The 24,364-nt window shown below is 47.1% G+C and carries 19 protein-coding genes and 1 pseudogene; 8 read left to right on the plus strand and 12 right to left on the minus strand.

Annotated elements, in window-relative coordinates; genetic code table 11:
• Positions 1 to 377 precede the first annotated feature (377 nt).
• From proB to ruvA, 5 genes are all read right to left on the minus strand, one after another.
• A complete protein-coding gene (gene proB, locus CHA6605_RS12870; protein WP_015159877.1) occupies positions 378 to 1,484 on the minus strand; it encodes a glutamate 5-kinase in 1,107 nt (368 codons plus the stop codon).
• Positions 1,485 to 1,772: 288 nt separating this feature from the next.
• On the minus strand, positions 1,773 to 2,294 hold the full coding sequence (locus CHA6605_RS12875; protein WP_041547998.1) for a YqeG family HAD IIIA-type phosphatase: 522 nt from the start codon (positions 2,292 to 2,294) through the stop codon (positions 1,773 to 1,775).
• Between the two features lie 218 nt (positions 2,295 to 2,512).
• Positions 2,513 to 3,598, minus strand: a complete 1,086-nt coding sequence (mltG, locus tag CHA6605_RS12880; protein ID WP_015159880.1) for an endolytic transglycosylase MltG — start codon at positions 3,596 to 3,598, stop codon at positions 2,513 to 2,515.
• A complete protein-coding gene (locus CHA6605_RS12885) occupies positions 3,588 to 4,151 on the minus strand; it encodes a DUF3727 domain-containing protein (RefSeq protein WP_015159881.1) in 564 nt (187 codons plus the stop codon). The genes mltG and CHA6605_RS12885 overlap by 11 nt, the downstream gene beginning before the upstream one ends.
• Before the next feature lie 262 nt (positions 4,152 to 4,413).
• Positions 4,414 to 5,037: a Holliday junction branch migration protein RuvA gene (ruvA, locus tag CHA6605_RS12890; protein WP_015159882.1), complete on the minus strand. Its 624-nt coding sequence runs from the start codon at positions 5,035 to 5,037 to the stop codon at positions 4,414 to 4,416.
• A gap of 189 nt (positions 5,038 to 5,226) precedes the next feature.
• On the opposite strand from ruvA, the gene CHA6605_RS12895 reads away from it, so the two are divergent.
• Complete coding sequence (locus CHA6605_RS12895; RefSeq protein ID WP_015159883.1) at positions 5,227 to 6,300, plus strand: hypothetical protein; 1,074 nt, start codon at positions 5,227 to 5,229, stop codon at positions 6,298 to 6,300.
• A 292-nt stretch (positions 6,301 to 6,592) separates the two neighbouring features.
• On the opposite strand, the gene CHA6605_RS12900 is transcribed toward CHA6605_RS12895, so the two are convergent.
• Positions 6,593 to 7,978 carry an ABC transporter substrate-binding protein gene (locus CHA6605_RS12900; RefSeq protein ID WP_015159884.1) on the minus strand — a complete coding sequence of 462 codons (1,386 nt, stop codon included), beginning with the start codon at positions 7,976 to 7,978 and terminating at the stop codon, positions 6,593 to 6,595.
• Positions 7,979 to 8,196: 218 nt separating this feature from the next.
• On the opposite strand from CHA6605_RS12900, the gene CHA6605_RS35750 reads away from it, so the two are divergent.
• The gene (locus tag CHA6605_RS35750) at positions 8,197 to 12,003 is read left to right on the plus strand and encodes a hydantoinase B/oxoprolinase family protein (RefSeq protein WP_015159885.1); all 3,807 of its coding nucleotides are present in this window, start codon (positions 8,197 to 8,199) and stop codon (positions 12,001 to 12,003) included.
• A 204-nt stretch (positions 12,004 to 12,207) separates the two neighbouring features.
• Here CHA6605_RS35750 and CHA6605_RS12910 read toward each other — a convergent pair whose 3' ends face one another.
• Positions 12,208 to 12,561 (minus strand): hypothetical protein, encoded by a 354-nt coding sequence (locus CHA6605_RS12910; RefSeq protein ID WP_041548001.1) that lies wholly within the window; start codon positions 12,559 to 12,561, stop codon positions 12,208 to 12,210.
• Positions 12,562 to 12,642: 81 nt separating this feature from the next.
• Entirely contained in the window at positions 12,643 to 13,914 is a 1,272-nt protein-coding gene (gene ahcY, locus CHA6605_RS12915; protein ID WP_015159887.1) for an adenosylhomocysteinase, read from the minus strand.
• A 400-nt stretch (positions 13,915 to 14,314) separates the two neighbouring features.
• On the opposite strand from ahcY, the gene CHA6605_RS12920 reads away from it, so the two are divergent.
• Entirely contained in the window at positions 14,315 to 15,097 is a 783-nt protein-coding gene (locus CHA6605_RS12920) for a TIGR00297 family protein (RefSeq protein WP_015159888.1), read from the plus strand.
• A gap of 100 nt (positions 15,098 to 15,197) precedes the next feature.
• Here the strand turns inward: CHA6605_RS12920 and CHA6605_RS36195 are convergent, their stop codons facing one another.
• Positions 15,198 to 15,332 (minus strand): hypothetical protein, encoded by a 135-nt coding sequence (locus CHA6605_RS36195; RefSeq protein WP_269744589.1) that lies wholly within the window; start codon positions 15,330 to 15,332, stop codon positions 15,198 to 15,200.
• 39 nt (positions 15,333 to 15,371) lie between these two features.
• On the opposite strand from CHA6605_RS36195, the gene CHA6605_RS12925 reads away from it, so the two are divergent.
• Both CHA6605_RS12925 and CHA6605_RS12930 read left to right on the plus strand, forming a co-directional pair.
• A complete protein-coding gene (locus CHA6605_RS12925; protein WP_015159889.1) occupies positions 15,372 to 17,201 on the plus strand; it encodes a DUF3352 domain-containing protein in 1,830 nt (609 codons plus the stop codon).
• Positions 17,202 to 17,267: 66 nt separating this feature from the next.
• Positions 17,268 to 17,621, plus strand: a pseudogene (locus CHA6605_RS12930) (Holliday junction DNA helicase RuvB C-terminal domain-containing protein); the annotation flags it as partial.
• 20 nt (positions 17,622 to 17,641) lie between these two features.
• Here the strand turns inward: CHA6605_RS12930 and CHA6605_RS34125 are convergent.
• Positions 17,642 to 17,788, minus strand: coding sequence for a hypothetical protein (locus tag CHA6605_RS34125; protein ID WP_157259978.1), 147 nt, complete (start codon positions 17,786 to 17,788; stop codon positions 17,642 to 17,644).
• Between the two features lie 107 nt (positions 17,789 to 17,895).
• Here CHA6605_RS34125 and CHA6605_RS12935 point away from each other — a divergent pair, with 107 nt between their 5' ends.
• Positions 17,896 to 18,492 (plus strand): PEP-CTERM sorting domain-containing protein, encoded by a 597-nt coding sequence (locus CHA6605_RS12935; RefSeq protein ID WP_015159890.1) that lies wholly within the window; start codon positions 17,896 to 17,898, stop codon positions 18,490 to 18,492.
• 274 nt (positions 18,493 to 18,766) lie between these two features.
• Positions 18,767 to 18,901 carry a hypothetical protein gene (locus tag CHA6605_RS36200; protein ID WP_269744590.1) on the plus strand — a complete coding sequence of 45 codons (135 nt, stop codon included), beginning with the start codon at positions 18,767 to 18,769 and terminating at the stop codon, positions 18,899 to 18,901.
• Between the two features lie 127 nt (positions 18,902 to 19,028).
• Here the strand turns inward: CHA6605_RS36200 and CHA6605_RS12940 are convergent, their stop codons facing one another.
• Positions 19,029 to 20,624: an Hsp70 family protein gene (locus tag CHA6605_RS12940; protein ID WP_015159891.1), complete on the minus strand. Its 1,596-nt coding sequence runs from the start codon at positions 20,622 to 20,624 to the stop codon at positions 19,029 to 19,031.
• Between the two features lie 143 nt (positions 20,625 to 20,767).
• Positions 20,768 to 21,049 (minus strand): hypothetical protein, encoded by a 282-nt coding sequence (locus tag CHA6605_RS12945; RefSeq protein WP_157259979.1) that lies wholly within the window; start codon positions 21,047 to 21,049, stop codon positions 20,768 to 20,770.
• Between the two features lie 77 nt (positions 21,050 to 21,126).
• Here CHA6605_RS12945 and CHA6605_RS12950 point away from each other — a divergent pair, with 77 nt between their 5' ends.
• A complete protein-coding gene (locus CHA6605_RS12950; protein WP_015159892.1) occupies positions 21,127 to 24,321 on the plus strand; it encodes a hypothetical protein in 3,195 nt (1,064 codons plus the stop codon).
• Positions 24,322 to 24,364: the final 43 nt, after the last annotated feature.

Consider the following 24,364-nt stretch of genomic DNA (forward strand, 5'->3'; position numbering starts at 1 on the left):
GAATTTTGAGCTACTGAGACAAATCTTAATATAACACTAGTTCAATTTTGATGATGGTACGGTCGAAGTGAGATCGGGATTAAGATGGCGATGGGGAAAAATAGAGATATGAGTTGCTCGTCTTAACTGAAATACTTGCTATTTTGTGTCTATTTATATGTTACAAAGATATCAAAACAACTATGATTTACACCCATTCTCAATCGTGGGGGTAAAGGGTTGGAAGGCATTTAGATTGAGTTAGATCGAATTTAATTGTTGTGAAATTTATACTTTTTACAACTAAGCAATAGAAATATCAGACAGTCGCGATCGAACGATCTCCTCTTGTTCTATCAATGCTCATTGCTAAAGCTGGAGTTGTCCCATCATTTTTTCTAGCTCAACACCAAATTATCGCGATGCACGACTGTTTCTTCGCCTAGATAGCCGAGTAGATCGATAATATCAGTCGATCGATGTCCCTGAATCCGATCGAGTTCGCTGCTACTGTAATTAACAATCCCCCGTGCGATTTCTTTGCCCGATGCATCGCAAAGTTGAACTGCATCTGTCGCCTCAAACTCACCTTCAATCCGCGCGATCCCAGCGGGTAATAGAGATTTACCACCAGTACTAATTGCCGCCACCGCACCAGCATCCAAATAAATTTTACCTACGGCAATTAACCCATGTGCGATCCAGCGTTTCCTGGCATTCGCGGCGCGCAATTGTGGGGTAAATTGAGTTCCCAGCGGTTCGCCGTGGAGAATCCGCTCGATATACTGCGGAAATTGCCCGTGGGTGATTGCCGTTTTGACACCCGCGCCAGTTGCAATCGCAGCGGCGGCTATTTTAGTCTCCATACCCCCCGTTCCCCATTCCGAACCCTTTCCCCCTGTTTGGACTTGCAAAGCTGTTAAATCCTCGATTCGATCGATCTGGAAAATCGGTTGGGCGTCGGGAAATTTACGGGGGTCGGCGGAGTATAACCTATCTACATCCGTGAGTAAAAATAACCAGTCAGCGTCGATGAGGCTGGCTACCCGCGCCGAGAGGGTATCGTTATCGCCAAATTTTAACTCGTCTACGGCGACGGTATCGTTTTCATTAACGATCGGCATTACGCCGAGGCGGAATAGCTCTTGGAAAGTATTGTAAGCATTGATATAACTGCTGCGCCTGTCGAGATCTCCCCGCGTGAGCAGGATTTGGGCGACTGGCTGCTGGTGCTCGCGAAACAAATCATCATATACCCGCATGATAATCCCTTGTCCTACGGCAGCGGCAGCTTGTTTGAGGGCGATTGTTTTCGGACGTTCGGTCATGCCCAGCCGCGCCGCGCCAACTCCAACCGCACCCGAAGATACTAAAACAATTTGATATCCTTGGGCGCGGAGATCGACGATCGTCTCGATTAAAGCCGCGATTGTTGCTAATGCCAATCTCCCGTCACTACGAGTCAGACTCGACGTACCAACTTTTATTACTAAGGTGTCAGACATAGCGGGGATCGGGGCATAATAAGTAGGGATCGAGGCATTCGCTAATGGAGCGAGGATATCTAGTAATGATTGAAAAACAGGGTCTAAAAAGTTTCAGAGCGTCAACTACCTATCGGTGGCAGCTAACGCTCTGAGAGTTTTTGGGTTTTATATTATGTTTAGAGTCTTTATCTTGGCTGACTCCATTTGCAATAAAACTATGATGCCAGATATTTTTGAGCATCCCCAGTTTCTTAATGATTTATTTATATTTCAACTTATTGAGCGATTATTATGTAATGTAAATATTTATTTCTTCGCGGCCAAAGAAATTCCCAATGCTCTGGCGATCGCGAACTCGACGCTGCGGATCGCTTGAAAGCCGATGACCGATTCTTCATCGACAATCGGCTCGATCAAAATAGTAAACATCCCCAATCGATTGCCAGCTAAGACGTCTGTAAACAGCCGATCCCCGACCATCGCCACCTGGGAGGGATCGATGCTCATGGCTGCTACTGCTTGACGGAGTTTGCGCCGCGATGGTTTGGCGGCACTATGAAAATAGGGTACGGATAAACTTTCGGCAATTGCCCCAATCCTGACCTGGCTGGGATTATTCGTCACTAGCCAGAGTGGGCCAATTTTTTTGATCTGTTCGACCCATCTAGTCAATTCCGGTCGCGCTAAATCGATCCCGATCGGGACGATGGTATCATCGACATCTAATACTAAGCCTTTAATCTGATTTCGTTCCAGAATCTCTAAGGTTAAGTCTAAGACGGAACCGCCGAGAACTAAATCAGGTTGGAGGAGGGGGAATAGGGTCATGGGAGAGGGGGAGAGGGGGAGACGAGGAGACGAGGAGACGAGGAGACGGGGAGGGGGGGGATGGATAGTACCGACAACCTCATCCTGTAAATCCTCTAATCCTATAAATCCTGATAAATAACGCTTTATTTTACGACCTAATGCCTCATAAAAATACTCCACAGACATAATTGTCTATGGAGTGTGCGCGCACGATCGCGGATTTAGCTACCGATTAGTTATTTGTTACCAGCTTGACGTTGCCGACGGATTGCTTGGGTTGCGGCGACGTGCTCCGATAGGGTTTTGCTAAAGACGTGCGTACCGTCATATTTAGCGACAAAGAATAACAAATCGGTACTATCGGGATTGAGTACGGCTTTGAGACTGCCGATGCCCGGACTGGCGATCGGGCCAGGGGGAATTCCGGCATTCATGTAGGTATTATAGGGGTTGGGGCGTTTGACTTGGGCAAAAGTTAGGGGTCGATCGGCAGTTTGCTTGATGCCCAAACCATATTCTACGGTCGGATCGGATTCCAAGCGCATATTTTTGGCCAATCTAGTCGTAAATACACCCGCAATCTTCGACCGTTCTTCGGCAACTACGGCTTCTTTTTCGACAATGCTAGATAAACTCACCCATTGCAGGAGCGTAAGTTTATTCGTTGCTGCGGCTTTTTGGTACTCTGGTAGAGCTACCTGCTCGAATTGCTCGAGCATTTGGGTGACGACACCTTTGGGGGTAATTGTCTCAGCAGGTACTTGATAAGTTTCGGGAAATAGAAAGCCTTCTAAATGAGGCAAACCGTCGGGTAGCCAGGGAAACTTATCTTTGGGAATTTCTGTGGCAGCAGCTACAAAATCAGCCGCTTTGAATAAGCCTTGCTTTTCAAAGTATTCGCCCATCTGTTTAATGTTCCAACCCTCACGGATGGTAAACCCAGATTGGATCACTTTACCTTCCAAAATCTGGGCGGCGACTGCGGTTAGTGGTTGATTCGGCGATACTTCATAGGTACCCTTTTGGGGCGATCCTTTGCCTTGCCTAGCTTGCCAGTTTGTCCAAAGTTTCCAGGCTAATTGGGACTTAATCGCACCTTTAGTTTCTAATTCTCGACCGATTGCTTGCGCCGATGCGCCGGGTTTGACTTGGATTTGGATACTTTGGGCATTTGGATCGCTAGAAGCGGGTGCCGTGACACTATTCCACCATAATGTACCACCAGCTATAAGTGCTAGCAAGGCGATGGGGGTTGAAATTAATAACCATTTCGGAGTAGTTTGGACTAGTTTCAATCGTAGTTCTCCAGTTCTAGATTTCATCCAAGAGCATGTCTTCGAGTCGAGGTTGGAGTTGTTCGGCTTCCGCTTCAGACAGCAGAGAAACGACACCCTTGTCATCAGATTTGCCAAAGAATAAGAGTGGATCTACTGGGGTACAAATTGCATACTCTTGTTCTTCGTTATAAAATCTGGCCAGAATTTGAAATTCCTCTGGCTGTAATGTTTCGTCATCTTCATCGAGTTCGATCGTCACTACTTCTGTCGGATCGAGAGGTGGTAATTCACCAACTGCGCTGAGGGTAAAGGCAGTGCGTTTGAGGGTCAGATTTTGCTCGGAGAGTACTGCATGAGCATCGGCAAAGATCCGATCGATCTCTTCTTCTTCTTCCACGGAGACTAACTCCGTGACATCATCTTCTTCATCCCACGCAAAAATTTCAATTGGTGCATTTTCTGGTAGTAATAGCAAATAAACTTTGCTATCTAGTTCGAGTTCGCGTTCGATGTAACAAGGCAACTCGCGCCCTCCTTCATCGGTGAGGATAACTAACTCAGCATCATCGAAATCTTCAGACTGTGGTGATGAGGACATGTACAAGAATTTTAAATTATAAATTGGTGGCTACTGTCTAGTTTCGATTTTAACGCTTGCTGCACGATCGGCAGATATACTAACTAAGACAATGAAAGCCAATCATTAGAATACCATATCAGTGGCGATCGGTTGTCATCGCCAGCAGAGTCTGAGCTTAGTTGAATCGATCGACTGGACTTCCGATGGCAGTAAGGGGATCGAGAATATTCTAGATGAGAATAGCACTTAAAAAGATCGAATTTTTACTTTGATAACGGCTCTATTGAATGCTCGCGATCGCAAGGCGCAGCCAGTCTTCGATGTTTTGACTTTTGACCATTAAACTATCTTGACTAATTGCTTGTAATGCTTGACGAATTTCATCATTTGTATAGCCTAATGCTAACAATGTCATTTCAACTTCGGCTTGCATTGTTGCATTTAAACTAGTTAGGGGTAGCGACTCGCTCAAACCTGAGTCTACCCGCCATTGTCCGAGTTTGCTACGCAATTCGAGGGCTAAACGTTCGGCGGTTTTTTTGCCGACGCCAGGAGCCGTAGACAGACGTTGAATATTACTAGTAACGATCGCCGCAACGGTATCGGCCAATCCGAGTTTATCTAATAAGGCGATCGCCAAACTTGCCCCCACGCCACTGACACTGATTAGTTGTCGAAATAAATCTCGCTCGGCAGCCGAACTAAAACCATATAATGAGATCGCATCCTCGCGCACTTGCTGATGGGTAAACACCTGAATGTCACTATCGATCGCGACTGCTAAGGCCATGCTCTGCGGTACTTGCAATTCATACCCGATTTGGTTTACCTCTAACACCAAGATCGATCGATTGTTAGTCGGTGTCTGGATTTGAATGGCAGTGCCTTTGAGGTAGCTAATCATCTAGGGGAGTTGGACTTTGGGGGGATGGGTGGATGGATGGATGGATGGATGGATGGATGGGTGGATGGGTGAGAATAAGATCGTCCTGTAGTCGTTAACAAGGTAGCGTCGCTACTCTCTACCTTCTACCTTCTACCTAAAGCCTAAAGCCTAAAGCCTAAAGCCTAAAACCTAAGTAACCCCTCATCCATGAAACATTATACAACCCTGGCTAATCCGCAAACATATCAAAAAGCGATCGCATATCTCGATCGGTTAAAAGCTGGCGAAAAAGCTGGTGAATATTTACATCATAAATTAAAAAATATCGCTCTCGATCTAGTCACAATTCCAGAATTTATCGAGTTGCTGATGCAAACTAAGCGTCCGCAGATTTTCGCCGAATCGGCAGTATTTGGGAATGGAATCGATTGGAATCAAGCCGAACTTTCGATCTTAGGCGATCTGAGTATCGTTACGCCAGTTACTGTGTACGATAATGGCAAACATCGCCATCCCGACGTGCATGAATCGCCCTTTGCAGCGACGCTGATTTTCACTCCAGGCGCGCTCCTGCGAAATGATAATCAGATTACACCTGTAGACTGGGATGAAGTTACTACCAACGGAAAAATGAACTCGGAAGGGTATTATCGACTCTACGAACGCAGATTGCTACCAGCATTTCTCTATATTAACGAGTTAGCTACACAACAGGGCAAAAAAGCTCTAATTACTATCCCTGGGATGGGGTGCGGGCAATTTGCGGGGATATTTAGAGGACAATTGGGTACAGAGTTGAAACAGACATTAATTAATTTCTTACAGGCTCATGCTAGTAAGTTTTCGCAGATTCAGGCTGTTTATTACGATCCATATAGCGAATGCGATAACGATCGCATTGAAATCGAGGGCATTAGTTTATTCGTCCGACCTTTGTTGAAAGGAAATACAAATAAACCTCAATTATGCTTGCCCCAAACCTATGCAGAAGATGGGGATAATTTTGACAATTGCGAACTGTTTAGTTTTGTCGCTTGGGACCATGTTTCCTGGCCTGGTAATGATTTTTATCTTAATGCTCGATCGACAGATGATGGCGTCAAAGCGGCGGCAACTAATGTGATGCAAGTCATGACTGGCATTGAGGGTACATACAATTCACAACTAGATCGCTACTGTCAGCCGCGAGAATATGAAACTTGGAAAGAAGTAGTCAGTAAAAATAAGATTCAGCTACATACTAATTATAATTTAATTGTTTTGCCATCGACCGATCGATAGATAAAACCGATCGCAGATATTTATATGGAAAGCTAGAGCGGGGAGCGGGGAGCGGGGCGTTGCGGCTCGCAGCCGGGAGGAAACCTCCCGGTTGTGTGCGTCAAGACAAGGAGAGTTGGCAAGAAATGGTAGGTTAATTGCTGCCGTCTCTTACTAGGCTTTAGGTTTTAGGTTTTAGGTTTTAGGTTTTAGGCAGAAGGTATCGTCGCTACCTTGGTAATGAGTACAGGACAATCGCATTGTTACCCGTTACCCATTACCCATTACCCATTCATTCCCATCCACCCATCCACTAATTCCCTGTCGCTGCGGGTTTAGCACTTGGCTTAGTTTCAGATTTTGGTGCCGAACCAGCTCCAGCAATATCTACTTTGTCGATGGTTTTGAGCGTACCATCGGGTTCTACTTGCCAGATATCGTAAGTACCAATGACGTCACCTTGAGCGTCGATATCGACGTTACCACTGGCACCTTGATAGTTGATTTTTTTACCAGCTTTGAGCAGAGTAATCGCCTGACACAGATCGGAAACCTCTTCGCCAGAGCCGCCTGCAATCTCCCGAATTTGGCTAGCAATGCCTTCGCCAGTATTGGTTTTAGCTGCTTGCGCCGCGAGCATGATTAGTGCCGCAGCATCCCAAGAGTGTTGAAGATAAGCAGTGAGGGGTTTTCCAGTTGCCGTCCACTTTTTATTAAAGTCCTCTAAAGCCTTGCCGTGCGCCCCAGGAACGGTACCGATCGACCCCGCGATGATGAATTTGCCATCGGTTGATTTTCCGACTTGATCGGGGAATTTTGGCGAGTAGGCACCATCGGGGAGCATAATCGTTACATTTTTGCTCAAACCTTGCTCGTAAGCGGCTTTGAGGAGGATAGAACCAGTATCGGGATACACCAGTGCTGCTACAGCTTGGGGTTTGCCCTCAAAGGCGGCTTTTACTTCTGAATCGAAGGTGGTCCCTTTAGCGTCATAGCGGGTGGGTTTGGCTTCATTAGTGACGGTACCACCTAATTTTTTGAAGGAGGTAACGAATTGCTGTTCAAAGCCAACGCCATAATCATTATTTATCGCGATCGTGGCGACTCGTTTGAACCCTCTCTTGATGGCTAGTTGCGCCATTGCTTGAGCTTGATAGGTATCTGGTGGGGCAGTTCGCGCCCAATAACCTTGATATTCGCCTTTTTTGGCTCGCTCGGTAAAGACGGGACTGGTACTTCCAGGGGAGACTATCATCACTTTCTTTTGAACGGCGACATTAGCGGCTGCGGTAGAAATCCCACTCCCAAATGCACCGACGACACCCGCTACTTTATCCACTTCGGAAAGCTTGGTCATTGCCGCAGCTCCTGCACTCGGATCGCTTTGGTCATCTTCTGAGATTAACGTCACTGGTGCGCCGTTGATGCCACCACAACTATTGACGGTATCGACCGCCATTTTAACGGCGATCGGTAGCGGTTGCGCGATCGAAGCTAAGTCGCCCGTACTAGATAGTAAAGTCCCAATTTTTAAACCTTGACCGTCAGTGCTACCTGTGGTGGTCGTTCCACCCGTTCCACCCGTTCCTGGCGTTTTGGGGTCGGTGCAACTGGTAGTTAACAAGCCAGTAATGGCGGTCAATAATGCCATCGCTAAAGCTAGTTTTGGCTGGATGCGTCTGCGGGGGTTAGTTATCATATCAATCTCACTCTTCACACATCAAAGGGCAATACCAACTCAATCAAGTCGGTGTCAACCATATGCCGTTGATGGTATCACTTTTAACGGATATTCGATAATAGTGTTTTGAGTAAGGAGCAATGAGTCGGGAGTTTCGGGCGATATAATGTGTCGATCGAAACAAAAAAATCATATCTAACATCAGCAACACCCTATTTGAATTTAAAAGTGCAATCATGACCGATATCAATAAGCATCGCTGGCAATTTTGGATCGATCGAGGTGGTACGTTTACAGATATCGTCGCCCAGCGTCCCGATGGCGAATTGCTCGTGCATAAACTGCTATCGGAAAATCCGCATCGATACGCCGATGCACCGATTCAGGGCATTCGCGACATCTTGGGATTGACTGCCGATGAGGCAATTCCGGCAGAGGAGATCGAGAGTATTAAAATGGGTACTACCGTCGCCACCAATGCCCTGTTAGAACGCGCTGGCAATCCGACTGTACTCATCATTACCAAAGGCTACGGCGATGCATTGCGAATTGGCTACCAACATCGTCCCCAGATTTTTGCCCGCGAGATCGTGCGGCCAGAAATGATCTACGATCGAGTAGTTGAAGTCAACGAACGATACACAGCACAAGGTGAGGAATTAATCCCCGTGCGAGTTGACGATACTTTAATTAAATCTTTGCAAACCGCTTACGACGATGGCATTCGAGCTTGTGCGATCGTCTTTTTACATGCTTATCGCTATCCCACCCACGAACTCCAAATCGCCGAACTCGCCCGCGAAATCGGCTTCACTCAAATCTCCCTCTCCCACCAAATCAGCCCCCTCATCAAACTCGTCAGTCGCGGCGACACCACTGTCGTCGATGCCTATCTCTCACCCATTCTCCGCCGCTACGTAGATTCCTTTTCCGAACAACTCCGTTCCCCCCTTTCTCCCTCTCCCGCTCTCCTGTTCATGCAATCCAACGGCGGCTTAACCAGTGCCCAAAATTTTCAGGGGAAAGATAGCATTTTATCCGGCCCCGCAGGGGGAATAGTCGGTGCGGTGAAAACCAGTGCGATGGCGGGATTTACCAAAATTATCGGCTTCGATATGGGCGGTACCTCTACCGACATTTCTCATTACAATGGCGAGTACGAGCGCACCCTAGAAACCGAAATCGCAGGCGTCAGGTTGCGATCGCCGATGATGGCAATTCACACCGTAGCGGCTGGTGGCGGGTCGATTTTGCATTTTGATACCGGACGGTATCGTGTCGGCCCCGACTCCGCTGGAGCGTATCCTGGCCCTGCCTGCTATCGAAATAATGGCTCGTTGACCGTAACAGATGCCAATGTCATGCTGGGCAAACTGCAACCGAATTATTTTCCGGCGGTATTTGGTGAGACGGGCAATTTACCTTTAGATGCCGCGATCGTCAGTGCAAAATTTGCACGCATGGCAGCAGAAATTCAGGCAACTACGGGCGATAATCGCTCATCTGTCGAAGTCGCAGCGGGTTTTCTGGCAATCGCGATCGATAAAATGGCTTCAGCGATTAAAAAAATCTCTAGTCAGCGCGGCTACGATGTCAGCGAATATGCCCTCTGTTGTTTCGGCGGTGCGGGGGGACAACACGCATGTTTGTTGGCAGAAGCATTAGGGATGAAACAAATTTTCCTCCATCCTTATGCAGGTGTATTATCGGCTTACGGGATTGGGTTGGCGGATTTACGGGTATTGAAAGAAGAAGCGATCGAATTACCTTTAATTACCGATAATATTGCTACTGTCCAGAGTATTCTCGACAGGTTAACCCAAATCGGGCAATCCAAACTAAGTAGTCAAGATGTCGCCATTGCCCAGCAAGAAATTCGCCAACAGGTGTACCTACGATATGCTGGCACCGATGCGCCATTATTGGTAGATTTTGTCAGCGATGTGGCTGTGATGCGATTGCAATTTGAGGCGATTTATCAACAACGTTACGGTTTCGCCATGAGCGAGCGAGATATTATCGTCGAATCGGCGATGCTAGAAGCGATCGGTACGATGCCGATGCCGACTGAACCAGCCTTAACTCGATCGAGAACTCAGCCGTTAACGCCTCGAACTACTGTTTCGATCTACACCAAGGATAATTGGTATGAGGCGGGTATATTCGATCGATCGGATTTATGTGCTGGCGATCGAATTATCGGCCCTGCGATTATTATCGAACCGACTGGTACCAATATTATCGAGCCGGATTGGGTGGCGGTATTGACTGACAAAAATCATTTGATTTTGACTTGTGAGCCACATGAGGTAGGGGCAATTCATGAAGCGGCGCATCGAACGGGAGGAAACCTCCCGTTTGTGTGCGACAAGACATTGCCCCTACCTCATGTGGCGAACCCGGTAGAGTTGCGGAGATCTACCCACCCCGCCCTACGGGCACCCCTCCGAGGAGGGGATTTTTCACAGCCTTCTCCTTTGCAAGAGGATCTTGGGGGGATAATACCATCGCAGCCAGATCCAGTTCGTTTGGAAATATTTAATAATCTGCTCAAATCGATCGCAGAGGAGATGGGAATTACCCTGCAAAATACCAGCTACTCCGTCAATATTAAAGAACGCTTAGATTTTAGTTGTGCCATATTCGATCGATCTGGAGAATTAGTCGCCAATGCACCCCATATTCCCGTGCATCTCGGTTCGATGAGCGAGAGCGTCACCAGTCTGATGCGCGCCTGTGGCGACACCCTGCAACCAGGCGATGTTTACATATCAAATAACCCTTACAACGGCGGTACTCATCTACCCGATATCACGGCGATTACACCGATCTTTTTGCCCAACGAGCCGACGCCAGTATTTTACGTCGCATCGCGCGGACATCATGCCGATATCGGTGGCATTACTCCTGGCTCTATGCCCCCACACAGTACCTCGATCGAGCAGGAGGGCATTTTAATCGATAATTTTCAACTCGTCGCTGGCGGTCGTTTTCGGCTGAATGAGGTGTTGTCGCTCCTGGCACAGAGCCACTACCCAGCGCGCAATCCTCAGCAAAATATCGCCGATCTGCAAGCGCAAATTGCGGCTAACGAGCGGGGTGTCAAAGCTTTGTTGGCAACGATCGATAAATACGGCTTAGCAACGGTAGAAGCTTACATGCAGCACGTTCGGGACAATGCCGAAGCATCCGTGCGACAGGCGATTTCGGTGCTCAATCCAGGGACTTTTACCTATCCGATGGACGATGGGTGCCAGATTCAGGTGCAGATTGAGATCGATCGCGCCACTCGATCGGCCACAATTGATTTTACTGGCACTTCACCCCAACAACCTACCAATCTTAACGCCCCGTTAGCTATCTGCAAAGCGGTGGTATTATATGTCTTCCGCACCCTCGTTGACGATGATATTCCGCTCAACGCAGGTTGCCTCAAACCTCTGAACATCATCGTTCCCTCCGGCTCGATGCTCGCACCGCAATATCCGGCTGCGGTAGTCGCGGGGAATGTCGAAACCTCTCAAGCGATCGCCAATGCCCTCTATGGCTCGCTGGGCGTAATGGCGGCGGCTCAAGGTACGATGAATAATTTCACTTTTGGTACCGATCGCTATCAATACTATGAAACGATCTGCGGCGGCTCAGGCGCTGGGGCAACTTTCCCCGGTACCGATGCCGTGCAAACTCACATGACAAATTCGCGCCTGACAGATCCAGAAGTCTTAGAGCAGCGGTTTCCCGTGTTACTGGAGAGCTTCAGCATCCGCACTGGTAGCGGCGGCGTTGGTAAATATTCCGGCGGAAACGGCGTCATCCGCCGCATCCGCTGTCGGGAAGCGATGACGATGGGGATTTTATCAGGACATCGGCTAGTTCCACCGTTTGGTTTGGTAGGTGGGGAGTCGGGAGCTGTGGGGCGAAATTCGATCGAGCGTCAAGATGGCTCTGTGGAGTTATTAGGAAGTAAGGCGGAGGTGCAGATGAATGAAGGGGATATTTTCTCGATCGAAACTCCTGGTGGGGGGGGGTTTGGAATAAAGTAAGTAGGTAGGTGCAATTATTTGTAAAATAGATTTTGCCTGAAACCTAGCTGGTGGGCAGTGCCCACCCTACGCGATATCTTATATTTAATTACGCCCATCTACTTAATCGATTTTAGAAAAATATCCCGATCTACAAAACTAGTCTTTGGATATAGAACTACAAGTCTAAGAATGTACCCCAGTACCTATGTTGCAGAAGTCTCGTCAACTTATATCGTCATTTCTGATTGTTGTTCTAATCACAGTTTCTTTGCTACTCAGCTCGCCAGCTAATGCTTCGGCGAATATTATCCCTTTTGACTTAAACACTGCAACAGATATAGCTAAAAATTTATTGTCTAATGGGGACTCTATTAAAAATTTACTATCGAGTAAACAGGCTATATATGCTTTTTCAAAATTAAATGGTGCCATGGGGTTGGAAACCCCTGCTAGTGATGCCAAGTCAGCCTCGCTGACTGAATAGCTTTGCTGAATACAAGTATGATAAGCGATCGAAACGATAACAAAAACCTGTGGTAGGGGCAATTCATGAATTGCCCCTACCACAGGTTTCATACATTAGATCTTAGTCCGCGTAGGCGGACTTGGCATCACAAGCCACGACTTGCAGTCGTAGGCTATCTTGTCACTTCGAGATTATGTACCCGAAGTCCAAGAGTTGGCATAATCGATTTGGTCTGCATTGAGACTATCGATTTGAATGCCCATAGCTTCGAGCTTCATCCGAGCGATTTCTTTATCCACATGGACGGGGATAGAGTGAATGCCAGGAGTTAGTTCGCCTTTGTTTTTGACGAGATATTCGCACGCCATCGCTTGGTTGGCGAAGCTCATATCCATAACTGCGCTGGGATGTCCTTCAGCAGCGGCGAGGTTGACGAGACGACCTTCTCCGATGACGATGACCGATTTACCATTATTGAGTTTGTACTCTTCGGTAAAGTTGCGGACGGTGCTGACCCCAGTCGATTTGCTAGCCAGAGCTTTGAGATCGATTTCGATATCGAAGTGACCGGAGTTACAAACGATCGCGCCATCTTTCATCACATCGAAGTGTTCGCCACGGATAACATGCTTGTTACCAGTAACGGTAATAAAGATGTCGCCGACAGCGGCTGCTTTTTCCATTGTCATCACGCTAAAACCGTCCATAACGGCTTCGATTGCCTTAGTGGGGTCGATTTCTGTGACGATGACGTTTGCACCCAGTCCACGGGCGCGCATGGCGGTACCTTTACCGCACCAGCCGTAGCCAGCAACGACGATCGTTTTACCAGCGAGTAAAATATTGGTCGCGCGGATGATGCCATCTAGAGTGGATTGTCCGGTACCATAGCGGTTGTCGAAGAAGTGCTTGGTGTCGGCGTCATTGACGTTGACGGCTGGGAAGGTGAGGACGCCAGCTTTGAACATCGCTTGGAGACGCACGATACCCGTAGTGGTTTCTTCGGTGGTACCAATTAGTTCGCTGAGTTGATCTTGGCGTTCTTGTACCATGGTGGCAACTACGTCACAACCATCATCGACGATGATATTGGGGTGGTGATCGAGTGCGGTTTGAACGTGGCGTTTGTAGGTGGCTTCATCTTCACCACGGAAGGCAAATACCGGAATTCCATAATCGACAACTAGACTAGCTGCAACGTCATCCTGAGTGGAGAGGGGGTTGCTAGCAATTAGGATTGCATCGGCACCAGCCGCTTTGATCGCGATCGCCAGGTGAGCGGTTTCGGTAGTAATGTGGCAACAAGCGACGACGCGAATTCCAGCCAACGGCTTTTCGGCTGCAAACCTGTCACGAATCTGGCGCAGTACAGGCATTTCTCGCCCTGCCCACTCAATCCGTTGTTTACCTTGGGGTGCTAGCGATAAATCCTTAACTTCGTGTTTCAGTGCAGTTGCTATCATAGATTCAGTTTGTAAATATATTTAAACTTAGATCTTTCCTTAGGTTACAGGAAAATATCAGATTTATCACTCCGAATAATTAACTAGAGCCAAAGTAAATGCTGAAATTCTCCATATGTATCAATCCTGAGTATCACTGTGGGCGCGGGAGGTGGTACTAGTTGGCAAACGATCGGAGTGGTGAGAGCTACAGCTAAAAGTTTCGGTAATTTCACTTACTCAGATCCGGTCGCTCGTTAAAATCGCCAATATCACCCGATCGCTACTGTAAAATCTAGGGGGAACTTAACTTAGACAGCGCGTATTTAAATTGACACGGGGACGGCAATCAGTTTTTAGGCAGACATCGAGAGTGAGTTTTATTTAAATTACCAGATCGTTAGCAAGTAATTATTAAACTATGTCGAGCATATTATCAAGCTGGTTAGAGATTAGTACGGCTAATCCGTGGCTAGTGGCGATCGCGTTAAATTCAATTTTACTAGTTGTTGCGATCGCGATTCCCAAGAAACTGTTAACGCCAGCCGGATTAATTAATGCTTGGGGATTGGGGGTAGTCATCTGGGGGACTTTGGGATGGCGCGGCTATGCTGTGGTGATGTTTTACTTTCTGGTGGGTTCGGCGGTAACGCGGATCGGGATGGCACAAAAAGAAGCTGAAGGTATCGCCGAGAAACGCGGTGGTGCCAGAGGGCCAGAAAATGTCTGGGGTTCGGCTTTTACTGCTACGATCTGTGCGTTGGGAGTCGGAGCGATTGGGCTGGGTTGGCTCGATCGAAGCTGGGAATCTTTATTATTATTGGGTTATGTTGCCAGCTTTAGCACCAAGTTGGCAGATACCACCGCTAGCGAAGTGGGTAAGGCATATGGCAAAAGCACGTTTTTGATTACTACCTTGCAACCCGTGCCAAGAGGGACTGAGGGTGCGGTAAGTTTGGAAGGTACGCTGGCGGGAATTGTGGGCGGAGTAACGATCTGTTTGGTGGCTTATAGTTTGGGGCTAATTACACTCGGCGGCGCGATTATTTGTACGATCGCATCGTTTATCGCAACCAATCTCGAAAGTGTCATCGGTGCAACTTTGCAATCCAAACTTGACTGGCTCACCAACGAACTAGTCAATGTTATCAATACCATTATTGGTGCTGTAGTGGCGATGGCGATCGCTATGTGGTGGCGTTGAAGGAAGGCTTTAGGTATTAGGCTTTAGGCTTTAGGGTTTAGGCTTTAGGTATTAGGTATTAGGTTTTAGGTTTTAGGTTTTAGGTTTTAGGTTTTAGGTATTAGGCTTTAGGTTTTAGGGGAAAGGGCAAAGGAAATATACGCTCTACCCACCCACTCTCCCACTCTCCCACTCTCTCACTCTCCCAACCGACAACTTCTTGTGATAGCATCAGACTCAGGATTTTTGGTGACATTTTTATTTCCTATACCCCCAATCCCTAACCCCTGTTGAAATGCCCAATAAAATGCCCAATCGACAGCCTAAACCAAAGTCTAAGTCAAACACTGTGGCACCTAAATACAAGCAACGCCGACGGATAGTTGTGGGAGCTGGGGTGGCGGCAATTCTGGCTGTAGGGGCGATCGGGGTGGGGAAATTTTGGCTGGGGAACTCTGGTAAACTAGATACTAGTAATGGTGTAAGTTTACTACCGCAAGATACACTTTTATCTGTCTCTATTTCGACCGATCTAGAGCGGTGGCAACAGTTTTCCGAGTTTGGAATTCCGACGAGTCGTGGTGTTTTCGAGCAGCAGCTAGCCAAATTTCAGACCGATTTTTTAACTCCTTACGGTTATGATTATCGTCGCGATATCCAGCCTTGGGTGGGCAAACAAATCACTCTCGGTTATTTAGATAATCCGGCTGCTAATACCAATAAATCCCAGAACGGCATCATTCCCAATCGCCAAACGATCGCCATCTTACCGATCGCCGATCGCAGTGCCGCCCAAAAGTCCGTAGAACAGCATCAAACGCCGATTGATGCCAATTTAATTGAAAGTAATTATAAAGGCGTTGCCATTAGAGAATTCAAGCGCAAAGCGGGCACGATGGCAGTCTCGATCGTCGATAATTTTGTGGCGATCGCGACCGATCGGGCTAGTCTCCAACGCGTCATCGATACCCAGCAAGGTGGTAAATCCTTACTGGCGGTACCAGGATATACCAAAGCACTCAGCGCGATCGAGATCTCGCGCCCCTTCGCGCAGGTATATGTGAATATTCCCGTAGCTACGGCTGTGGCGGCGGCTAATTCGCCCGAAACCCTGGCTGCGGATAAATTAGCCCAAGCGCAAATCCAGCAAGGTATCGCAGCTAATGCCACTTTGGAAACGGAAGGCATTGCCTGGAAAGGGATTTCGTGGCTAAAACCCAATACTAAGCAAAAGCTGGTAGTCGAAAATCAAGGTCGAGATTTTGCAGCTAATCTCCCCACCGATACCCTCGTAATGGTTTCTGGTGGCAATTTGCAGCGGTTGTGGCAAGACTACGTGCGTAGCACCGATACCAATAATCCGCTCGCACCCGTCAAACCTGCCGATGTGGTAAAAAATCTCGACAGCATTACGGGACTAGATTTAGAATCGGAGATCCTCAACTGGAGTAAAGGCGCATTTGGGGTCGCGATCGTGCCCAAACCAGCTAAAATCGATACCGAGATCGGGGCGGGTTTAGTATTAATGCAACAAGCTAGCGATCGATCTGTGGCCGAAAAAGCTTTTGCCAAACTAGATAATACGATGGGACAAAAGCAGGCATTTAAGATTGCCAAAGCCAAAATAAATGGGCAAGATGTTATTAATTGGACATCGCCGCTTAACGGGATTGCCGCTACTCATGGCTGGCTCGATGGCAATCTAGCCTTCATCACTTTGGGCGCGCCCGTAGCAGGATCGATCGTCCCTCAACCCCAGCAGCGGCTTTCTGAGAATGCTCTATTTCAACAATCGACTCGTTGGCGAAACCTCTCCATTGGAGAATCGAGTTTATCCCCGCACAACGGTCAATTTTTTATCGATATCGATCGCACGATTAATGCTGGCAATCTACCCTTACCCTATTTATCTCCAGAAGTTAAAGCTGGTTTTCAAGCAATGCGGAGTTTGGGGGTAACTAGTGCAATTTTAGATGAATCTAGCAACCGTTTCGATCTATTTGTCGCGCTTAAAAAAGTACCTGGTACCGCTAAACTTCCTGCGCCTCCAAAAGTAATTAAACCCTCGCCAAAGCCGAGTCAATCTCCTAGTGCTGCACCTAAACCTGCTTCACCTTCTAATTAGCGTGAGTTCGAGATAAGGAGTGTTTGCGATCGCTTCTGGTGGATACAAAAGCCCAGATCTGGGGGTCGATTGGCAGAAACCCCTCAAGTTAAAGCTCACACCGAAATCGATGGCGCGATCGCCAGTGCCGCCATGGAGATCTATAATGTCGATCCGTTGGGATTGGATTGGGTCGATCGATTATTACTCACCACGATGGCGGAGCAGTTTAATGGTGGCCCCGTAGGGTTAGAAGCTCTCGCTGCCTCTACAGGCGAAGATAGTCATACGATCGAAGAAGTCTACGAACCTTATCTCCTCCAAATCGGTTATCTCCACCGGACGCCACGCGGACGGGTGGTGACTGCTGCGGCGCGGCAGCATTTGGGATTGAAGGGAGGAAACGATCGTAGCGAACAGTTATCTTTGCTTGATGATTGAGAAAATCTCGATCGATTAATTCAACTTAATTCGGCAACAATTCCGTCGGCTAAAAGTATTCGATCTGTGAGTAGATCTTCGACAGTAATGCGTAACTGTCGATCGCGATCGACATTAAATTTTACCTTAACTCGATCGGTACCAGGATAGTTACGTAGGGTGGGCACTGCCCACCAACACCATTTTCGATTTAACTTTTTCGTTAATCATGATATCTCTCAAATATCTTGGGCATATTAAAGTACAACCCTTATAATATCACCCCAGATTTCCAATGAATAAATTCTCAACGTCGCTAACATATGCCGCTGTTGCTAGCACCATCAGCCTTGGAGCATTTGGTGTCACCCCTGCCCATGCAGTGGGCTTTTCTGGAGCTTATGACCCTGCGAATTTTACATTGTCAAACACTATTGGTAGTACTGGCTCAGTAGATACGGCATCTGCGCCAGGTTCGATTACCCTGTTTGGTAGCGATAGTGGTAGCAGTGTCCCAGGAAGTACAGATTATACGATTGCGGCTGCGGCAAGTGGTACGTTCAGCTTTAATTGGGCGTACGATACAATAGACGAGCCGGAATTTGACCCTTTTTCCGTGCTAATCAATGGCGTTGCTACACAACTGAGTGATAATACTGGTACACCATTCCAAAGTAGTTTGTTTTCGACTAGCGTAAATCTTGGAGATACCATCGGTTGGCGCATTAATACTACTGATAATAATTTTGGAGCAGCACAAGTCACGATCTCTAACTTTTCTGCGCCCGAAGTGACAGCTACTGAGGTTCCCGAACCGTTTACCATTATTGGTACTTGTATCGGTGGTGCCGCAGCACTGCGGATGAGAAAAAAACTTACGTCCAAATCATAATTTGGATCGGCAAGGAGAGTAGGGGCGATTCATCCCACATTCCGCTAGTCTAAGCGATCGAAAAATAATTACAACGAAGCCATTGGATCGTAGCGATTTTATTCTCAACAAGCTAAGACTATTGAGAATATACTCTCGATCGCCAAAAAGAGGCTAAATCGCTCAAAAGGTTGATATGACAGGATTATCGATCTTATTATTTTTTAGCCGAACGCGCAAGCGCACCCCCAAGGGTGGTCGAACTAGCGGAATGTGGGATTCATGAAGCAGTGCAGTGCATCTGTTGGATCGTCAATACCAACAATGGGTGGAGGATGCGATCGCATTCTCCACCCATTTACAATTAACCAAACACAAACTGGCTGGTATTACCAGTATTCAAACTACTCGCTTGAATGCCCGTAAGTGAGTTCCAGTAGTTCCAGTAAATATTCAACAGCGTAGGGTGGGCAGTGCCCACCAAATAGGTTCCAAGTTTTATTTATTTAATAAATATTTATATATCTACTTAGATCGATCTACTTATTAAATTGCAATCAACTTAATTCTGCAACAATTCCATCGGTTAAAAGTGTTTGATTTGTGAGTAAATCTTCGACAGTAATGCGTAACTGTCGATCGCGATCGACATTGAACTTTACCTTGACTCGATCGGTACCGGGATAGCCTGCTGGTTCGAGGTTGGCAATACTTCTAGCACCCTCGCGATCGTTTAAAGATTTGACATCTTTGACACCGCCAGTCAGACAGCGGGTAATCAACCTGTCACCATCGAAATAGACTTCTGTACCGCCAGTCGTGGCTCCTAATTCGCCGATAATTAATTCGATACTGGGTTGATTTTCGCGCGATGCCCCGAGGGTTAATTCGACAGATTCGGACATTGGATAAGCTTGTCCCGATTGAATAATTGGATGCCAATCATGGGCGTTGCGCCGCTTATCCCAATAGCGAACGCCATAACTATGATAGAGAAAATCTTGGACTTCGATGCCTTGCAGTAATTGTAAAGCACCGTGAGCGATCGCTTCAAATGGTTTCGATTGACGTAATTTAGTTTCATCAAAATACTGACGCACCCAAGTTTGTACCGCCGGAATTTGAACGGTGCCGCCAACTAATAATACCCCATCGATATCGTTAGTTTCGATGCCTTGACGTCTGGCTTGTTGGAGAACTTGAGTCATCGATTCATCTAATCTGTCGAAAAATTGATGAGATGTTAAAATTTCCTCGAAGCGATCGCGTGTCAAACTAAACTCGTAACTATCAAACGTGCGATCGTCAAAATATGCTTCTGATGCTGTAGTTTGCAAAGAGAGTTGAATTTTTAACTTTTCTGCCAATCGAGTAATTAATGGCGTTACTTTTATCCCCTGCACTTGCGCCAATTCCTGCGCTACCCAATTATCGATATCCGTCCCGCCCAAATTTTGCCCAGCTTTGGCAATTACTCGCGCCAACTGCGGCTGTTGGGTAGCTGCTTCGAGAGATTTATCTCCCCACTTCAACAAGAAACCGAGCGGCTTTTTGCCTTGTTGCACTTGCTTAGTTAACTGCACCAGCGATAAATCCAACGTTCCGCCACCAAAATCGACCACTAGCAACGTCCCTGCGGCTGTCATGCCATATCCCAACGCCGCCGCCGTCGGCTCGTCAATCAGGCGAATTCGCTCGACTGGGAGCAGATCGCAAACGCCACTCAACCAGTTGCGATACACCTCAAAACTATCGACGGGTACCGTCAGTACCAAAGATTCGCCCACAGCTAGCGACTGTTGCAACTGTTTGAGGATGCCAGTCAGGAACAGCTCCCCCACCCGCTCGAATGTCATTGACACCCCATCCAATTCGGGCAAAAATCCCTGAATCTCTGCGCCGATACCTCGCTTGAAACCGCGAAAATAACGATTATCGCCCTGAAGATCTAACCCGCGATCGCGTACCATTTGACCTAGCAAGACTCGCTCCGTACTACCATCTTCGACATATACCAAGCTGGGAATCAACGGTGGATTCATGCCACCTATTAAAGATAATCCTGGTAATGTCACCGTTTCCGCTTGTTGTGTCGCTGCATTCCAACGGCTGATGACGGTATTACTAGTCCCAAAATCGATCGCGATTGCCATGTCAGGTGGTGTAAGGGTTCTAACTATTTAGCCTACCACGGCGGATATTTTAAGGCGAGTTCGGCTCGTTCGCGTAGCGTCCGCTTTGCGGAATCGATCCAAGCATCCTTTTAGTTACGTCATTTGGAGCTTGACAAGTCAACTTAAATAGATGGAAGAATGCGATCGCGATCGCACTTTCCGAGCGTTTTCGTAATTAAGATGTGAAGTAATATTGCCACACCGCATCTCCAAAATCTTGACTGGAAGTAATTTAATGTCGATCGATGACAGATTCGATCTGGATTTTGGGCAATATAAAAATAAGCTGACCGATTGCTGTTCATGCTGGCGATACCGACGATCGATCGATCTTCAGTAATTATGCCCAGATGATGCCAAAGCTGCAATCCGATCGCTGGGGTCACTTCCACAATATTTGTCAACTATATATAAATTTTTAAACTCGACTCATTTTCTCAAACGAGCGAGTATTTCATCCCTGAATCTCGATAAACCGACAATGAATAAGCAACCTAACCCCGAACGTTCCCTGCTCCACTTCATGCTCAGAGCACAGCAGATTGCTCAGCAAGAGGGTGAAGCAGACAAAGGCTATGCAATGGTCGTAATATCGATCTTGACTATTATCTTGTTATCGCTCTTAGCGGCTGCCACAACCTTCACTAATCTCGCCAAATCCCGAACGGATGCTTTTGTAGATAGTAATAGTATTTTTTATGTGGCTGAGTCAGGGCTAAACAAAAGAGCAGTTGAGTTTAGACAAAGACTGGAGACTTATTCGGGGGTTGCAGAGGTAAGTGCTGCAACGACTGCTCAAACTTTAGCTGATTGTTTTGCTATTTCACCAACTACTCCTGGAACTGATGTTCTGGGATGTCGAAATTATAGTTTTAAGTCTAGTGATAATATCTCTCGTGCTGTCGAGGGCGGAAATATTGCATTGAGTTCTGGCAAAAAAATAGATCCAGTGACAGGTGCTCTAACAGATGAAGATGCAGTTCAGAATAATTATGTTGCATATACACTAATTACCCAAAATGCTCCCCAAAATATCACCATTCCAGCTTTGGAAGATTATGAAGGATTGAATGCGTTGGAATATCGGTATGTATTGCGATCTACTGCCAAAAAGCCAGTAGCAGAAAGTGTAGATAGAAGTAGCGCAAACATAGACCTGTCCATGACTTTTACCAATAGAGTCATCAGTCTATTTCAATTTGCCATTTTTTATAATGGCGATCTGGAGTTTAACTCGACATCTCCCATGCAAGTCCAAGGTCGAGTACACTCTAATGCCAATATCTACGTCCAACCAGCCGGAGAAAACGGCATCACCCCTAGATCTCTGACGACTTTTTTAGCCACGATGTCGGCATCGGGCAGTATCTATAACCGAGTTGATGCCTGGACGCCAGGTATCGGTCGATCGGGAATTACCAGGTTTTTACTCACAGGTCCTGCTGGCAGTACTTGTCCAGATAATACTGTAGACCCACTGCCCGCAGGCAGCAACTGTAGAGACATCTCGGAATACAGTGCCACTAATACAAATCCTCTGACCGATGCTGAAATTAACACATTTCAGAGAAGAATCCAGGCTGGCATCACTCCGCTGAATACGCCAACCGCTGGTTTTACTAGAAAGCGTAGATATATCACGAATGGAATCGGGGAATCCTTTGCCAAAGCGGACATGCGGCTAGACTTTGTACCCAATCGTAGCACTACTTCAACAGCAGTCATTCCGTTTAACTTTACGTCGATGAGAACTACTGGAAGTGGTGCTTGCTCGTCTGCCGCACCAGCAGCAGGTACAGATCCAGGGGCAAATTATGTCGCTCCAGATCGGGAAGGACTGAGTGCGCTCAAGTGCAATCAGCTCACCAAAGGTCAACTTCAGAGTCTCCGTCAACCTGTGATGGTGCTGACAGATATCAACCAGACCCCCGCGTTAGCAGCTCAAGAACGTACCGCTCTGGGAGCACCTGGCACACCTGGCGCACCACCATTGCCAACTGCACCTACTTTACGCGGTGCAAATAATACAGACGCTACTAAAGCCAAAATTCTGCGCGCGCTCCGAGTTGCCCTGGTATCTACCCCAACTCCAATTTCGCTAGATCGACTCAATACTCGTTTTAACGCTCCAGCTCTTGATACTGCCAATTCAGCTTACGATGATTCTCTAAATACTTTTAAATCTCAATTCAGTAGTCTGCTGAATCAGATCTTCCCTGACCCTACAAGTCCGACTCCAACTGCTGCTGAACTGGACGATCAGGAGAACAAACGGATACTTTTAAGTTCCTCACCAAATGAAATTGCGGCACTGCGGAATGCCTGGTTCTTGCCTGCACCAATTCAACGAGTCATCCAAAGTCCAATTAATGCGCCTATTCCTGTGGCTCTTCCTGCTAGTGGCTTTACTGATGGGCGCGAGGGGAGAGAGATTCAGATGCTCCAAACTAATATCGCAAGTTTGGCAGTTTGGAATCGCGATGGGTTGTTTGTTAATGCGGACAACACAAATATGACAGTAGCTTATGCCTCAACTGAAACTGCTCGAAACGAGGCTTTTGCGGATGCAACTACGGCCAACTTCTCAACTAACGGACTGGCATTCGAGCGAGCCACAACTCCACCCACAAACGCTAGAGGTCTTCAGCCGCTGGGATTGGGATCGATCGATTCAACTGAGGGTGGTTTAATCGTTCATGCCTCTGTCAATAACGATCTCAATGGCGATGGTGCGATCGACGCTGCTAACGATATTACGGCAGACACCGCCATTATTCCAGGAGACTCCAGCAATCCGATCCAAGAAACGATCGTTACTCCTATTGGTGGGGGTAGAACTAGGACTACCACTACTAACGTTGATTACTTACGCAGATATCCTGGCATTGCCAATCGCAGACAAAGTCCATTTGCATTTGCTTTTACTGGTGGCGATTACTTACCAAACAACTTACTTTTGAGCAGCGATCAAGCTGTATACGTTCAGGGTAATTTTAACAATAACACTATTCCTATTACAAATGTGGTAACTGGAGAAGTCGAGTATTACAACAGAATGTCAGATGGATCTCAAACCTTAATTCCTAAGAATGCCCCGAACAATCTTCCCAGCAACACTCGGTTTTCTGCATCGATCGTCGGCGACACAATTACAGTCTTATCAAATGACTGTGTGAGTAGGACGACAGTTATTGGGGGGGTACCTGCTGGTCAAATCAACTGTGGCATTCCAACTGGAAATAATTCTGTCAATCAACCCATGGTAATCAATGCGGCATTCTTGTCAAATACTGATGTCAGTGTTGGAAATGCGATTACAGTCACTCCTAGAACCACTCCTGCGACGGGCAGTGTTCCTGCCAACACGGGAAATAATAGATACAGCGGGGGTGTCAATAACTACATCCGTCTGCTAGAAGACTGGAATAATGGGGGCAATCCATATGCACTCAATTACACGGGTTCGATGGTCAGTCTGGGTACCCCACTCGAATATAGCGGTCGGTACCGACCGGGTGGCGTAGCTGCCGCTCCACCTACTATTGCAGCCTCTTATTATAATATTCCGCTGCGGAATTTTGGCTACGATCCTAACTTTAACAGCGTCGAAAGAATGCCGCCATTAACGCCAAAAGCCTCATACATTCAACAAAAAAACTTTACTCGCATCTACTAAATTTTAGATGTGTGATGAAGATCGCAGGCAGCCAAAAGTAGCT

The sequence above is a fragment of the Chamaesiphon minutus PCC 6605 genome (assembly GCF_000317145.1).
In the GTDB taxonomy this organism is placed as follows: Bacteria; Cyanobacteriota; Cyanobacteriia; order Cyanobacteriales; family Chamaesiphonaceae; genus Chamaesiphon; species Chamaesiphon minutus.

What these genes read in the sequence shown, in the direction of transcription:
- CHA6605_RS12900 (WP_015159884.1), bottom strand. Translation starts at nt 7,978, where the DNA reads ATGATAACTAACCCCCGCAGACGCATCCAGCCAAAACTAGCTTTAGCG.
- CHA6605_RS12895 (WP_015159883.1), top strand. Translation starts at nt 5,227, where the DNA reads ATGAAACATTATACAACCCTGGCTAATCCGCAAACATATCAAAAAGCG.
- CHA6605_RS12910 (WP_041548001.1), bottom strand. Translation starts at nt 12,561, where the DNA reads ATGAAACCTGTGGTAGGGGCAATTCATGAATTGCCCCTACCACAGGTT.
- CHA6605_RS12875 (WP_041547998.1), bottom strand. Translation starts at nt 2,294, where the DNA reads ATGACCCTATTCCCCCTCCTCCAACCTGATTTAGTTCTCGGCGGTTCC.
- ruvA (WP_015159882.1), bottom strand. Translation starts at nt 5,037, where the DNA reads ATGATTAGCTACCTCAAAGGCACTGCCATTCAAATCCAGACACCGACT.
- CHA6605_RS12885 (WP_015159881.1), bottom strand. Translation starts at nt 4,151, where the DNA reads ATGTCCTCATCACCACAGTCTGAAGATTTCGATGATGCTGAGTTAGTT.
- CHA6605_RS12940 (WP_015159891.1), bottom strand. Translation starts at nt 20,624, where the DNA reads ATGGCAATCGCGATCGATTTTGGGACTAGTAATACCGTCATCAGCCGT.
- CHA6605_RS12920 (WP_015159888.1), top strand. Translation starts at nt 14,315, where the DNA reads ATGTCGAGCATATTATCAAGCTGGTTAGAGATTAGTACGGCTAATCCG.
- CHA6605_RS12935 (WP_015159890.1), top strand. Translation starts at nt 17,896, where the DNA reads ATGAATAAATTCTCAACGTCGCTAACATATGCCGCTGTTGCTAGCACC.
- CHA6605_RS12925 (WP_015159889.1), top strand. Translation starts at nt 15,372, where the DNA reads ATGCCCAATAAAATGCCCAATCGACAGCCTAAACCAAAGTCTAAGTCA.
- mltG (WP_015159880.1), bottom strand. Translation starts at nt 3,598, where the DNA reads ATGAAATCTAGAACTGGAGAACTACGATTGAAACTAGTCCAAACTACT.
- proB (WP_015159877.1), bottom strand. Translation starts at nt 1,484, where the DNA reads ATGTCTGACACCTTAGTAATAAAAGTTGGTACGTCGAGTCTGACTCGT.
- CHA6605_RS35750 (WP_015159885.1), top strand. Translation starts at nt 8,197, where the DNA reads ATGACCGATATCAATAAGCATCGCTGGCAATTTTGGATCGATCGAGGT.
- CHA6605_RS36195 (WP_269744589.1), bottom strand. Translation starts at nt 15,332, where the DNA reads ATGTCACCAAAAATCCTGAGTCTGATGCTATCACAAGAAGTTGTCGGT.
- CHA6605_RS12950 (WP_015159892.1), top strand. Translation starts at nt 21,127, where the DNA reads ATGAATAAGCAACCTAACCCCGAACGTTCCCTGCTCCACTTCATGCTC.
- ahcY (WP_015159887.1), bottom strand. Translation starts at nt 13,914, where the DNA reads ATGATAGCAACTGCACTGAAACACGAAGTTAAGGATTTATCGCTAGCA.